This is a genomic window from Runella limosa DSM 17973 (assembly GCF_000482465.1).
Taxonomy (GTDB): Bacteria; Bacteroidota; Bacteroidia; order Cytophagales; family Spirosomataceae; genus Runella; species Runella limosa.
On record NZ_AXVJ01000043.1, the window covers coordinates 1 to 12,666 of the forward strand.

Sequence of the window (12,666 nt, forward strand, 5' to 3'; positions counted from 1 at the left end):
AGTGACAATTCTTTTTCAGCGATTATCTCTTTATAAGCTTGAATCTCTCGCTGAAGGCGAAGAATCTCTTTGTCTTTATCAGAGTTACTAACGCTGGATGGGCTTGAAAAACCTCCTTTTTCGTACTGGGAAACCCAGTTATAAATGTTTGCACTCGAGACGTTAAACTCCTTAGATGTCTTAGCAGCTCCGTGTTCTTTGTAGTAATTCACTATGGTCAGTTTTTCCTCCTGGCTCCATGATTTTTGATGCTTTCCCATTGAATCACAAATTTAAAAGTTATACCCTAATTTGTGTCCAACTTTTTAGCGGGCTAGATTCGTACCTTCAAAAGTATGAGTTTGCCCAAAGAGAGATTGAAGCGAAAATAACGATATTATCATATATTTTATCATTTTTCTGTTATTTTTTTGCAAAATTAAAAGTACAACTTAATTTTATAGTACAATCAAATACTATTTTTTTCTCTGCTATGACTTCTTCGTCGCATGACTCATCTGCTTCTAAATCTGCTCCACGTTATTGATACTAGAGACCTCTAGTTGGATTAGAGTCACCCCATTTATTCTCTAATCTTTCTTCAAGCTCTTCTACTTGAAAAAACGGAAAAAGCGTTTCTGTAGTTACCATTGAACTGTCTTAATTGTACCTAGGCATACATGCATAAGTTGGGCTATTTCGGCATTGCCTTTCCCCTCTATAGCCTCATACAGCACTCTCAATTCTTGGCGGGTAAGTAGTACGTTCTCCTTCAGGAGCAATAATTCTAAGGCATTTAATTTTTCGAGCTGCTCTGGGTGTTGCTTGGCTGTCATATCATTTAGGTTATTGTTTACCGAACATTCTATTCTTACAGCCACCAAATCAAGCATTTATCAGTCCATTTTATCCTTTTCCTAATGGATAGGATATAGTTCTAACAAACAGCTGCTTTTTGGCAAAAGGCTGTCACTATTGTGTATCAGAAAGTAGGGTAAATCGCCGAAGCGGTAGAAAATGATATGCTTACGCATACACTGCGCCAAATATACAGTAAGTCTATGGAGAATTGCAAACAATAACCTAAAAACTTATCAATAGGTTTTAGGGATAAAATACCCTGATTTTATCCCTAAAACAACAAAAGCCGACCCTTTTCAAGGTCGGCTTTTTATTTGAAACCAAATGTCATTAAACTTTAATTTCGACATCAACACCACTTGGCAATTCAAGTTTCATCAACGCATCTACTGTTTTAGCGCTTGACGAGTGAATGTCGATAAGGCGCTTGTAAGTGCAAAGTTGGAACTGCTCGCGTGATTTTTTGTTTACGTGAGGTGAACGCAATACTGTGTAGATTTGCTTCTCTGTAGGCAATGGAATAGGTCCGCTTACCACAGCTCCCGTTGATTTTACCGCTTTCACGATACGATCGGCCGATTTGTCCACCAAGTTGTGGTCAAATGACTTCAATTTGATACGAATCTTCTGGTTCATTATAATTGGTTGGCTCTGATTGATTATTAATTCTCCCATCGAAAGAGCCATTAACTCCGATAGGAAATATCTTTAATGTTTACAGTTTTTAAGTTTCGGGTTTACGGTTTGTATTTGAACTCTAAACCTATAAACCCAAAACAGTAAACTTAAAATTATCCTTTTGACTTAGCAATTACGGTTTCCGCCAAGTTGTTTGGCAAGAATTCGTAGTGCGAGAACGTCAAGTTGGCAGTTGCACGACCTGATGAAATCGTACGAAGGTCAGTTACGTAACCAAACAATTCAGACAATGGCACATTCGCTTTGATAACTTGCGCACCTGCTTTTGAGTCCATCCCTTTCATCATACCACGGCGACGGTTCAAGTCACCTGTGATAGGACCAGTATATTCGTCTGGAGTTACTACATCTACTGACATGATTGGTTCCAACAATTTTGGACCTGCCTGACGAGCCGCTTCTTTGAAGCCCATACGAGCTGCCAATTCAAACGACAATGAGTCAGAGTCAACATCGTGGTATGAACCGTGGAATAGACGAACTTTCATTGAATCGATTGGGTAACCTGCCAATGCACCGTTCTTCATCGAGTCATTGAAACCTTTCTGTACGGCAGGGATAAATTCACGAGGAATAGAACCACCCACGATTTCGTTGACGAACAACAAACCAGTTGGGGCTTCTTCTCCTTCTTTCTGATCATCACGTGGCCCGATTTCGAACACGATGTCAGCAAATTTACCACGACCACCCGACTGCTTCTTATATACTTCGCGGTGTTCAAAGTTTTTAGTAAGTGCTTCTTTGTAAGCTACTTGAGGCGCACCTTGGTTTACTTCTACTTTGAACTCACGACGCATACGGTCGATGATGATTTCTAAGTGAAGCTCACCCATCCCTTTGATGATGGTTTGGCCTGTTTCTTCGTTTGATTCTACTTGAAGCGTTGGATCCTCTTCAATCAACTTACCGATAGCTTTCGAGAAGTTATCTTGGTCAGCTGTTTTCTTAGGCTCGATGGCATACCCGATAACTGGATCAGGGAATACCATTGATTCAAGAACGATTGGGTTTTTCTCATCCGAAAGGGTATCTCCCGTTTTGATGTCTTTAAAACCTACAACCGCACCAATGTCACCTGCCTCTAAGCGCTCGATTGAGTTTTGCTTGTTGGCGTGCATTTGGAAGATACGAGAAATACGCTCTTTGTTACCTGAACGGTTGTTCAAAACGTAAGAACCTGCTTCTAATACTCCTGAATAAGCACGGATAAAACACAAACGACCTACGTAAGGGTCAGTCGCAATTTTAAATCCTAACGCTGCGAAAGGCTCGTCAACACTTGGCTTGCGAGAAATCTCAGCGCCTGTGTCAGGGTTTGTACCTTTGATGCTTTCTTTGTCAAGTGGTGAAGGTAACAATGCCATCACGTAGTCAAGCATTGTTTGTACTCCTTTGTTTTTGAATGAAGAACCGCAAAGCATTGGAACGATTTTCATGTCGATTACCGCTGCACGCAAGGCTGTCAAGATTTCATCTTCAGTGATTGACTCTGGGTCTTCGAAGAATTTCTCCATCAACGTCTCATCATACTCAGCTACTGCTTCGAGGAGTTTCTCACGCCACTCAGCTGCTTCTTCCTTCATATCGTCAGGAATAGGCACAACTTCGTAAGTCATTCCTTTGTCATGCTCGTTCCAAATCATACCACGGTTGTTGATCAAATCAACTACCCCTTTGAATTGGTCTTCTGCACCGATAGGCAACTGCAAAGGTACTGCGTAGCTACCCAACATTTCTTTTACTTGCTTGCACACGTTCAAGAAATCAGCACCCGAACGGTCCATCTTGTTTACGAAGCCCAAACGAGCCACGTTATAGTTGTTGGCCAAACGCCAGTTAGTTTCAGATTGAGGCTCAACACCATCTACTGCACTAAACAAAAACACAAGACCATCTAATACGCGGAGTGAACGGTTTACCTCTACCGTAAAGTCAACGTGACCTGGAGTGTCAATGATGTTGATGTGGTAATTGTTGTCTCTCCATTTCCAATCTACTGTTGTAGCTGCAGACGTAATGGTGATACCGCGCTCTTGCTCTTGCGCCATCCAGTCCATCGTCGCTGCACCGTCGTGTACTTCACCGATTTTGTGGCTTACCCCTGCATAATAAAGAATACGCTCCGTTGTGGTGGTTTTACCCGCGTCAATGTGAGCCGCAATCCCAATGTTTCTTGTGAATTTTAAATCACGTGCCATGGTTTTTGTGATTGTTATTGAATCTGTTAAGTCTGTTTCTTGACCAAAAAAATGTGTCAATTCTGACACACCCCTGAAAATCAGAGCGCAAAATTAGAAGTTTTGTCCTGAAAAACCAAAAGTCGTTTTTTACAAATTTAAAAACTACCCCTTCAAAGCACCCTCTTTTTTATTTTCTCTACTTAATTACTAGACGTTGGTACTATTTTTGCTTACTATTTACCGTTCTCAGAACTTACCCTATTCAATCAATCACATAACCCTCAAAATCCCCATAATGACGCGATTATTGGGTTCATTCGTTATTTCGGCACTATTATTGTTACTGGCCCGTGCAGCATTTTGCCAGTCGATGCACCGCTGGGAAGTAGGTATTGGCACAGGAGCCGTAGGTTATTTAGGCGACCTCAATCGGCACGATTTATGGCCCAGAGAATTTCGTCCCTCCGTCAATCTTTATGCAAGAAAGTACATTGGAGACGTAGTGGCGCTTCGCTACAACGTTCAAGGAGGGCAATTTTGGGGGCGCGATAAGCACTACCCCACTCGGCTTTCTCGCAATTTGACCCTCGAAACTAATTTTGTTGAAAATTCACTTTTGCTCGAATGGGATTTCTACAACATGAACCCGATTTTTTATCGTCAACAAAATGGATTTCAATCATTCTTTTCGCCTTATTTCTTCTCGGGCGTGTCGGTAGTTTATGCCAAACCTCAAATCAACTTCGACGAAAGCCAAACTCCCTACACTTGGATACGTGAAGGCATTGCCATCGACCGAGCGGCTCAGTACAATGCGTTTCATTTGTCTTTTCCCATTGGACTAGGTATTAAATACGATGTGTCTCCCGAGTGGATTGTGGGGCTTGAAGCGTCTTTTAGGCTTTCAACTTCTGATTATTTAGATGGCGTTAGTCATGCAGGCAATGCTAAGAAAAACGACGCGTATCAAGTCGCTACCTTCAACGTCACTCGCCGATTAGGGCTATACAAAATGCGAATTCGCCGCCGATGGTAGGCCCAAAGAAGCCATTTTTGTTTGTATATTGCTCGCCAAATTTAACAGTTACCGCTATGCCTTCTATTTTCACTCGTATCGTTAATGGAGAAATTCCTTGCCACAAAATCGCCGAAACTGACGATTTTTTAGCCTTTCTCGATGTTTTTCCTTGTGCACCTGGACATACGCTCATCATTCCAAAACAAGAAGTCGATTATATTTTTGATTTAGATGACGCTCTTTACGCTGGATTGATGCAATTTTCAAAAACCGTGGCGGCCGCCGTAGAAAAAGCGGTTCCGTGCAAGCGAATTGGCGTTGCAGTAGTTGGACTCGAAGTGCCCCACGCCCACGTACACCTCATCCCGCTCAACAGCATGGCAGACATGAATTTCAATAACAAGCTCAAAATGAGCCAAGAAGAACTAGCAGAGATTGCAAAGAAGATAAGGGAGAAATTGTGATAAGCGAAAAAGCACGAGGAAACCTATCATGTAGCAGCATCAATCACCCTTTTACATAAGCTAGTTTTTCTGCTACTTTTCCGTCTCGGACTTTAAAAACATCTACTCCCCGCAAATGCCAAGGTTTTCCATCTTTTGTTTTGCGATAAATCCACCTGACCACACAACGGTCGCTAGAGGCAAATATGTCCTCTGCCTCAAAAACAGCGTCTGGGTTATTCGTAAAGAATTTTGTCCAATACGCTCTGACCTGCTCCGCCCCTACTAAACGAGCACCATCTGGTGCGGGATTGGTATTCTCAAAGATACAATCCTCGGTCATGGCATTCATCACAGCATCCACATCATGACGATTGAACGCCGCATTAAACCTTTCCACGGCAGCAAGGGTAAGGCTTGTCGTGCTGTTTTCTGTCTTCATACCTAATTGTGTTTTTTTGTTGCTAATACTTGTTTTACAGGAAGTAAAAAAGAAAGCCAATAGAAGAAGAGTTAATAGCTTATTCATTTTGATGGATAGTTAAAGGGTAAATAACTTAACACCGTCCATGGAAACATGGTACAATATCCTGAAAAAAGCATCTACTCAAAAGTAAAAACAATAAGGGAGACTTCCAAACAAAACCCAATATAACTACCTGAAAATCAATACACCACAAAAGATATATAGCGACTACAGAATTTAGTAGCAGGAACGTTTATATACCTACTACTATTTTGTCTTTTTACTTAAATACTTATCGCAGAATTAGACGAAACTTTGCGGTCCGCCGCGGCGGCGGACCGCAAAGTCTATTTCCGCACAAATGTTTATTTACAATCGGTATAAGTAAACGTTTTGCTATACGTCGAAATCCCAGAACCGTCCAAAAATCGCGTAAGGGTTTGTTCTGTCAACGGAAATCCGTCAGTGGTGTAAGTAAAGGTATAAGTGGTTTCTCTCACAGCTTTTCCTGATTCGTATTCAGTCCGTTTGGTGGCATTCCCGCCCGCTTTTGTGGTAAAAAGTGGAAATTTGATATAATCGGCATAATACCCCAAAACGCTAAACTGCCAGCCCTTAAAAGCATCAAACATCGTCTTTTTGCTATCATAACCCGTCAATACAACCCGAAACACCTCCTGATTGGTGCGGGTGTCTTTGGTGATTGTTTCCAGAATATTGCCTTGTGCATCACGCGTGATTGTCGCTTCCATACCCTTTGAGTCCGTCACTTTCGTGATGCGCTGATTGGCATCGGTGGTGAAGTTCAGTACGTAATTGACATAATTCGCTTCGGGGGTTTTTACTACGGTTAATCGAGCAATGGAACCATTGGCGTTGTATTCGAGAGTTTCTTCTACGTCTCCATCCACTACTTTCACCAATCGGTTGTCTGCATAAGTATATACTGCTTTACCAGTAGCTTTCAATTGCCCCGTCGCATTGTCTTTTACCGAAATATTTACTCCTTCAGGCACGCCATTGGGAGCATACACATAGTCGAGTCGGTAGGCATTGTCTCTACCAGTTTCGCTACTAATGTTGCAAGTCGGGGTTGTAACGGGTGTGGGGGTAACTTTCTCGTCACAAGAAATGAAAACGAGCACAGAGAGAAAGAGAATAATTTTCTTCATGAAACGGTTGAATTGTTGTATCGTTTATTGTTAACGATACATACGAGCAAATTCGCTCCTTTTTGTTGCATTTTTTTAATGAATGGAGAATTGCCAATAAGGCAATTCTCTCATTTTTTTAATAAATTATTAGAGACCATACTCAGTCTCTTCCACAATATAATCTACCACTCGGCTCAAATCGTGGGTGGCTTCCCAGACGGCCAATTGTCGGTCGGCGCCTGTGCCCATTTCTAAGATTTTGTGGATGTACTCTACTTCTTTACGACTGCCTAGTTCGTCCAAGACATCATCGACAAACTCAAGGAGTTCTTCCGCCAATTTGAAATAAGGCACTTCTTCTTTGCGTCCAAAATCAATAAGTTTTCCGTGAATACCGTACCGAGCCGCCCGCCATTTGTTTTCGTTGACGAGGATTTTGCGGTAGTGTTGAAAATTGAGATTTTTGCTCATCAATTTATAAATCTTCACCACCAATGCCTGCATCAACGCCGCCAAACAGATAGTTTCGTCGGCGCGCATCGGAATGTCACACACGCGGTATTCAATCGTGTTATAGAAAGGATGCAAACGCAAATCCCACCAAATTTTCTTACCGTTGTCGATACAACCCGTCTTAACGAGCAGGTTCACGTAGTCGTCGTAATCGTGGGCAGTTTCAAAATACTCGGGAATACCCGTGCGCGGAAACTTATCAAACACCTTCGACCGATACGACTTAAAGCCTGTATTGCGCCCGCACCAAAAAGGAGAATTGGTAGAAAGCGCATAAATATGCGGCAAAAAATACGTCAGTGAGTTGAGCAACTTCACTCCTGTATCGCGGTCTGGAATCCCGATATGAACGTGCAAACCGAAAATCAAATTCCCCCGTGCCACGTCGCGCATTTCTTCGATGAGCTTGTCATAGCGTTCGTTGGGCGTAATTAATTCGTCTTGCCAATCCGAAAACGGGTGCGTTCCTGCGGCAGCAATTCGTAAATTTTGCTGCTTTGCGAGGTCAATAATCATCTTGCGCAGGTAAGTTACTTCTTTCCGCGCTTCCTCAATATTGGTACAAATATTGGTCCCCACCTCCACTACTGACTGGTGCATTTCGGCCGTCACACGCTCTTTGAGAATGATTTTTCCGTTCTCAACAATCTTCGACATGTGCGAACGCAACGCGCGGGTTTCGGGGTCGATGGTCTGGAATTCTTCTTCAATACCGATTGTAAACTGGTGCATAGGTCTTGGGTAGTGAATCGTCCGCTGAAAAACTTATTTCTTTTTAGGCGCTTTTTTGGCAGGCTCCTCGGCTTTGGCCTTTGACGCTGCTTTTTTAGGCTTTTCTTCGGTAGGCTCTACATCTCCTTTGGCCAAATGGCTAATCGGTAGGTTCATCGCCGAAGTGCGCACAAACGAGCCCCACGTTAAGTTAGTTTGACCGTCTTTGTGGGCTTGGGCTTTTTCAATCGCCATTTTAGCCGCGTTATCGACAATCCAATCGAAATTTTCTTGTCCCACCGAATGAATATCGGCATCAGGAGCGGGGTTACAAAAGTCAATCGCGTACGGAATGCCGTTGTGTACCGCAAACTCTACCGTATTAAAATCGTACCCTAAAGCTTTGTTCAAACGGAGTACGTAATCGGTAATCGTCGCAATTAGTTTTTTGTGCGCTTCGCCCGTTGTTTTAGGCTGCGTCGCATACCGCAAATGGTGCGGATTACGCGGTTCGTAAGGCATGATGTGGACGTATTTTCCACCAAGGCAGTAGCAACGATAATAATCCTCAAACGTCACTTCGCTCTGGAGAAGCATCACCAATTGCTCCGTTTCGGCGTGTTTGTGCCAAAGGTCGTCCATGTCGTTGATTTTATAAACGCTCTTCCAACCACCACCTGCGTGCGGCTTCATGTAGGCAGGAAAACCGACGTAGTCAAACATTTCGCCCCATGCCATCGGCATTTTAAGGTTGCGGAAAGAAGTCTCGCTGGTGTCGTCTGGACGCTCTTTGGATGGCATTAACACCGTATTTGGTACAGGGACGCCCAATTTTACGGCCAACGCATTGTTAAAAAACTTCTCATCAGCACTCCACCAGAAGGGGTTATTGATAACGGCCGTTCCACAGAGGGCAGCGTTTTTCAAGTAGGCCCGATAAAACGGTACATCTTGAGAAATACGGTCGATGATTACGGCATAGTCAGTAGCTTCGCCCTGCACAACACGGTCGATAAGTACGGGTTCGGCTACGATGTTTTTTCCGTCCAATTGATTGACACGCTCCACAAATGCCTGCGGAAACGTATTTTCCATTCCGTGTAAAATTCCTATTTTTTTCATGATGTTTGAGCCCCCCCACCCCCAATGGGAGAGTTTTATTGTTATTGTTAAGCTACTATTGGGGATAAGCAGCTTTTTATAAACCCATTAATGAGAGATAATGCGGAAACATTTTGTTCCAAAGTGGCCAATCGTGACTCTCCCACCCACGAATGTCAAGCCAATGATTGATGCCTTTTGAGTTCAAGATTTGCGACATCCGCACGTTATCGTTGAGACAGATATCCCATTCGGACGTCCCAAGCACAATTTTCATGTGGTTGTATTTCCAGCCTTCTTCATTTTGCATAAAATCCACGGGATTGTTGTAATAGACCGTTTCGTCGCTGTAGCCTTCCAAGAAACTACGAATATCAAACGCGCCACTCATGCTAAACAGATACGCGACTTTGTCGGGGTGTTTCATCGCAAAATTGAGGGCATGATAGCCACCAAAGCTACAGCCCGCGACCCCGATTTTGTCAACATTACTTTCGTGACGAATCGTAGGCACAAGTTCGTTGGTCAAAAAACTATCGTAAATACTGTGATTGTGTACGCGCACCGAAGGATGAAGGTGTTTGGCATACCAACTGTCACGGTCGATGCTATCAACCGAGTAGAGCTTTACTTTGCCTGATTCAACCAACCATCGCGCCGATTCAATCAGTCCGAAGTCTTTGTTTTGGTGATAACGCCCCATCGACGTCGGAAAGAGCAAAATGGGATACCCCCAATGCCCAAATACCTGCATCTCAATGTCGCGCCCCAAGGTGGGGGAATACCATTTGTGATAGGTTTCTTTCAAGGTTGATAAAGTGTTTGATGAATAAATATTTTGACGAAATATAGATAAAAACTCAGAATATCAAGTTTCTGAACTAAAAATTGTCAAAAAGTCGTTTTCCGAATACCTTTGGGTGTGTCTATTCGACCATTAATTAACTACCGCTTATGACTCGTCTTAGTGTAAACATCAACAAAATTGCTACCCTCCGCAACTCGCGGGGCGGCGATAATCCAAATGTCGTAAGAACTGCGCTTGATTGCGAGCGATTTGGAGCGCAAGGCATCACGGTTCATCCCCGTCCCGACGAGCGTCATATTCGTTATCAAGACGTACTTGACCTCAAAGAAGTCGTCACCACAGAATTTAACATTGAGGGAAATCCTACCGAAAAGAAGTTTGTTGAATTGGTACTTCAAACCCAACCCGCCCAAGTAACGTTGGTTCCTGACGCACTGGGAGCAATTACCTCAAACGCAGGCTGGGACACCATTACTCATCGCGACCGACTGACTGATTTAGTACAGACCTTCAAATCGGCAGGAATTCGAGTTTCGGTGTTCGTTGACCCCATCGAAGCCATGGTTGAAGGTGCCAAAATTTGCGGAGCCGACCGCGTAGAACTTTATACCGAACCTTACGCCGCTGAGTATTTTGACAACCGTGAAGAAGCGGTGGCATCCTACGTACGCGCGGCGAACGTTGCCAAAGAAGTAGGCTTGGGACTGAATGCGGGGCACGATTTGAGTTTGGATAACCTGCGATTTTTAAAGCAACAAATACCGCACTTGGACGAAGTATCCATCGGCCACGCACTCATCTGCGACGCCCTTTACTATGGCCTGGAAAACACCATCCAGATGTATTTACGCGAATTAGAATGAGTTCATAGTTGACCACCCACCGTCAATTGTATTAGTGAGAATTGCAAATCGTAGCCGAAGTGACTAAATTAACCTTATAATTTTATAGTTATGTCGAAGAAAATCATTTTCACCACTGCGGCTCCCTCGCCCATTGGACCTTATTCGCAAGCTGTGATGGTTGGCGATACGTTGTATGTCTCAGGTCAGATTCCCATTGACCCTGACAATGGCGACCTCGTTACGGGAAATATCGAACACGAAGCGCGTCAGGTGATGTTAAACATTGGAGCTATCCTAAAAGAAGCAGGGCTTCACTACCATAACATCATCAAAACGTCTATTTTTTTGAAGGACATGAATAACTTTGGGAAGGTAAATGAAGTGTATGGGCACTTTTTTTCGGGTCACTACCCTGCCCGTGAAACCGTAGAAGTCTCACGCCTCCCGAAAGATGTTAACGTTGAAATTTCGGTCATTGCGGTAAAAGATTAGGTGGCAAAGAGGGGCTGGCAGAGGGCTTTGGGTACGAAAAAACTCCCTTTTCAAACCCTCTGCCCCACTCCCTCTACACAGTATTAGTTCAAAAACTCGTAAATACCTGCTACGCCTTGGCCACCACCGACGCAGGCAGTCACCATTCCGTATTTCTGGTCGCGGCGACGCATTTCATTGAACAATTGCACCGATAAACGCGCGCCCGTTGAGCCAAGGGCGTGTCCAAGTGCAATGGCTCCCCCGTTAGGGTTAAGTTTAGTCGGGTCAATTCCTAATTCTTTTATTACTGCCAATGACTGAGCCGCAAACGCTTCATTCAGTTCGATTTGGTCAATGTCGTTGAGGGTAAGACCCGCTTGTTTTAGCGCAATCGGAATCGCCGCCACGGGGCCGATACCCATAATGCGCGGTTCTACTCCTGCCGATGCGTACGACATCATACGTGCGATTGGCTTGAGGTTTAGTTCATTTACCATTTTTTCAGACATCACCACCACAAAAGCCGCTCCGTCTGACGTCTGAGACGAATTACCTGCTGTCACACTTCCGCCTGCTGCAAATACGGGCTTCAAACGCCCTAATGCTTCGAGGGTAGTGTCAGCGCGTGGGCCTTCGTCTTTGCTTACTACATATTCTTTGGTTTTTTTCTTTCCTGAGTTAGCGTCAAAAAACGTTTCTTTTACCGTAATAGGCACAATTTCTCCGTCAAATTTACCCGCAGCTTGTGCTGCCAATGCCTTTTGGTGCGAAGCCAACGAAAACGCATCTTGCTCGTCGCGGCTGATTTTAAACTGATTGGCTACTTGCTCGGCCGTTAGCCCCATTCCAATGTAATAATCGGCGTGGTCTTTCGCAATTTCGTAGTTGAGGGCCGTTTTCCAGCCCGTTGTAGGCACCATCGACATCGACTCTACTCCTCCTGCCACGATGCAATCCGCAATACCAGCATTGATTTTAGCCGCTGCAATCGCAATCGCCTCCACCCCTGACCCACAGTAACGGTTAATGGTAAAACCAGGGACGCTTTTAGGCAAAGCAAGCAGCGAAATAAAACGCGCAATTTGCATTCCTTGTTCAGCTTCGGGCACGGCATTTCCTACGATGAGGTCATCCACTCGAGCGGGGTCAAGTTGTGGCAATTGCGCCATCATGTGTTTGATTACTTCTGCACCAAGGTCGTCGGGGCGTGTAAAACGAAAAACACCTTTCGGGGCTTTTCCCACGGCGGTGCGGTATCCTGCTACAATGTATGCGTTCATGTTTTAAGGTTGTTTCGTCTTATTGTTTAACGTTTTAGATTCCTTACCACAAAACAACCATTTTTTTTGCAAAAATTACTCTGCAAGCATAACATTTTTTTAAATACTTGGCATTTCTTCGCTCAGTCGTT

General features: G+C 44.0%; 14 protein-coding genes. 4 read left to right on the forward strand and 10 right to left on the reverse strand.

Annotated elements, in window-relative coordinates:
- The 4 genes from K339_RS0103940 to fusA all read right to left on the reverse strand — a co-directional run.
- Nucleotides 1–260, reverse strand: a 260-nt coding sequence (locus K339_RS0103940; protein WP_028522454.1) for a transposase, incomplete at its 3' end; no start/stop codon positions are given.
- 363 nt (nt 261–623) lie between these two features.
- Entirely contained in the window at nt 624–872 is a 249-nt protein-coding gene (locus tag K339_RS0103945) for a LuxR C-terminal-related transcriptional regulator (RefSeq protein WP_028522455.1), read from the reverse strand.
- 298 nt (nt 873–1,170) lie between these two features.
- Complete coding sequence (gene rpsJ / locus K339_RS0103950; RefSeq protein WP_028522456.1) at nt 1,171–1,476, reverse strand: 30S ribosomal protein S10; 306 nt, start codon at nt 1,474–1,476, stop codon at nt 1,171–1,173.
- Nucleotides 1,477–1,631: 155 nt separating this feature from the next.
- Nucleotides 1,632–3,740, reverse strand: a complete 2,109-nt coding sequence (fusA, locus tag K339_RS0103955; protein ID WP_028522457.1) for an elongation factor G — start codon at nt 3,738–3,740, stop codon at nt 1,632–1,634.
- 277 nt (nt 3,741–4,017) lie between these two features.
- On the opposite strand from fusA, the gene K339_RS0103960 reads away from it, so the two are divergent.
- Together K339_RS0103960 and K339_RS0103965 are read left to right on the forward strand one after the other, a co-directional pair.
- Nucleotides 4,018–4,758 (forward strand): DUF6089 family protein, encoded by a 741-nt coding sequence (locus K339_RS0103960; RefSeq protein WP_157607467.1) that lies wholly within the window; start codon nt 4,018–4,020, stop codon nt 4,756–4,758.
- Nucleotides 4,759–4,814: 56 nt separating this feature from the next.
- Complete coding sequence (locus tag K339_RS0103965; RefSeq protein WP_028522459.1) at nt 4,815–5,204, forward strand: HIT family protein; 390 nt, start codon at nt 4,815–4,817, stop codon at nt 5,202–5,204.
- Nucleotides 5,205–5,247: 43 nt separating this feature from the next.
- On the opposite strand, the gene K339_RS0103970 is transcribed toward K339_RS0103965, so the two are convergent.
- The 5 genes from K339_RS0103970 to K339_RS0103995 form a co-directional block, all read right to left on the reverse strand.
- Nucleotides 5,248–5,625 (reverse strand): nuclear transport factor 2 family protein, encoded by a 378-nt coding sequence (locus tag K339_RS0103970; protein WP_028522460.1) that lies wholly within the window; start codon nt 5,623–5,625, stop codon nt 5,248–5,250.
- Between the two features lie 389 nt (nt 5,626–6,014).
- Entirely contained in the window at nt 6,015–6,821 is an 807-nt protein-coding gene (locus K339_RS0103975; RefSeq protein WP_037299193.1) for a hypothetical protein, read from the reverse strand.
- A 129-nt stretch (nt 6,822–6,950) separates the two neighbouring features.
- A complete protein-coding gene (locus K339_RS0103980) occupies nt 6,951–8,048 on the reverse strand; it encodes a carboxylate-amine ligase (protein WP_028522462.1) in 1,098 nt (365 codons plus the stop codon).
- A gap of 33 nt (nt 8,049–8,081) precedes the next feature.
- Complete coding sequence (locus tag K339_RS0103985; RefSeq protein ID WP_028522463.1) at nt 8,082–9,149, reverse strand: ATP-grasp domain-containing protein; 1,068 nt, start codon at nt 9,147–9,149, stop codon at nt 8,082–8,084.
- 76 nt (nt 9,150–9,225) lie between these two features.
- Nucleotides 9,226–9,936: an esterase family protein gene (locus K339_RS0103995; RefSeq protein ID WP_028522464.1), complete on the reverse strand. Its 711-nt coding sequence runs from the start codon at nt 9,934–9,936 to the stop codon at nt 9,226–9,228.
- Between the two features lie 146 nt (nt 9,937–10,082).
- Here K339_RS0103995 and K339_RS0104000 point away from each other — a divergent pair, with 146 nt between their 5' ends.
- Together K339_RS0104000 and K339_RS0104005 are read left to right on the forward strand one after the other, a co-directional pair.
- Entirely contained in the window at nt 10,083–10,799 is a 717-nt protein-coding gene (locus tag K339_RS0104000; protein WP_028522465.1) for a pyridoxine 5'-phosphate synthase, read from the forward strand.
- Nucleotides 10,800–10,889: 90 nt separating this feature from the next.
- A complete protein-coding gene (locus K339_RS0104005; RefSeq protein ID WP_028522466.1) occupies nt 10,890–11,273 on the forward strand; it encodes a RidA family protein in 384 nt (127 codons plus the stop codon).
- A gap of 83 nt (nt 11,274–11,356) precedes the next feature.
- On the opposite strand, the gene K339_RS0104010 is transcribed toward K339_RS0104005, so the two are convergent.
- The gene (locus K339_RS0104010; RefSeq protein WP_028522467.1) at nt 11,357–12,535 is read right to left on the reverse strand and encodes an acetyl-CoA C-acyltransferase; all 1,179 of its coding nucleotides are present in this window, start codon (nt 12,533–12,535) and stop codon (nt 11,357–11,359) included.
- Nucleotides 12,536–12,666 lie beyond the last annotated feature (131 nt).

Coding starts and splice junctions, on each gene's coding strand:
- K339_RS0104000 (WP_028522465.1), top strand. CDS start 10,083: ATGACTCGTCTTAGTGTAAACATCAACAAAATTGCTACCCTCCGCAAC.
- K339_RS0103985 (WP_028522463.1), bottom strand. CDS start 9,149: ATGAAAAAAATAGGAATTTTACACGGAATGGAAAATACGTTTCCGCAG.
- K339_RS0103960 (WP_157607467.1), top strand. CDS start 4,018: ATGACGCGATTATTGGGTTCATTCGTTATTTCGGCACTATTATTGTTA.
- K339_RS0104005 (WP_028522466.1), top strand. CDS start 10,890: ATGTCGAAGAAAATCATTTTCACCACTGCGGCTCCCTCGCCCATTGGA.
- K339_RS0104010 (WP_028522467.1), bottom strand. CDS start 12,535: ATGAACGCATACATTGTAGCAGGATACCGCACCGCCGTGGGAAAAGCC.
- K339_RS0103945 (WP_028522455.1), bottom strand. CDS start 872: ATGCTTGATTTGGTGGCTGTAAGAATAGAATGTTCGGTAAACAATAAC.
- K339_RS0103965 (WP_028522459.1), top strand. CDS start 4,815: ATGCCTTCTATTTTCACTCGTATCGTTAATGGAGAAATTCCTTGCCAC.
- K339_RS0103975 (WP_037299193.1), bottom strand. CDS start 6,821: ATGAAGAAAATTATTCTCTTTCTCTCTGTGCTCGTTTTCATTTCTTGT.
- fusA (WP_028522457.1), bottom strand. CDS start 3,740: ATGGCACGTGATTTAAAATTCACAAGAAACATTGGGATTGCGGCTCAC.
- K339_RS0103970 (WP_028522460.1), bottom strand. CDS start 5,625: ATGAAGACAGAAAACAGCACGACAAGCCTTACCCTTGCTGCCGTGGAA.
- rpsJ (WP_028522456.1), bottom strand. CDS start 1,476: ATGAACCAGAAGATTCGTATCAAATTGAAGTCATTTGACCACAACTTG.
- K339_RS0103980 (WP_028522462.1), bottom strand. CDS start 8,048: ATGCACCAGTTTACAATCGGTATTGAAGAAGAATTCCAGACCATCGAC.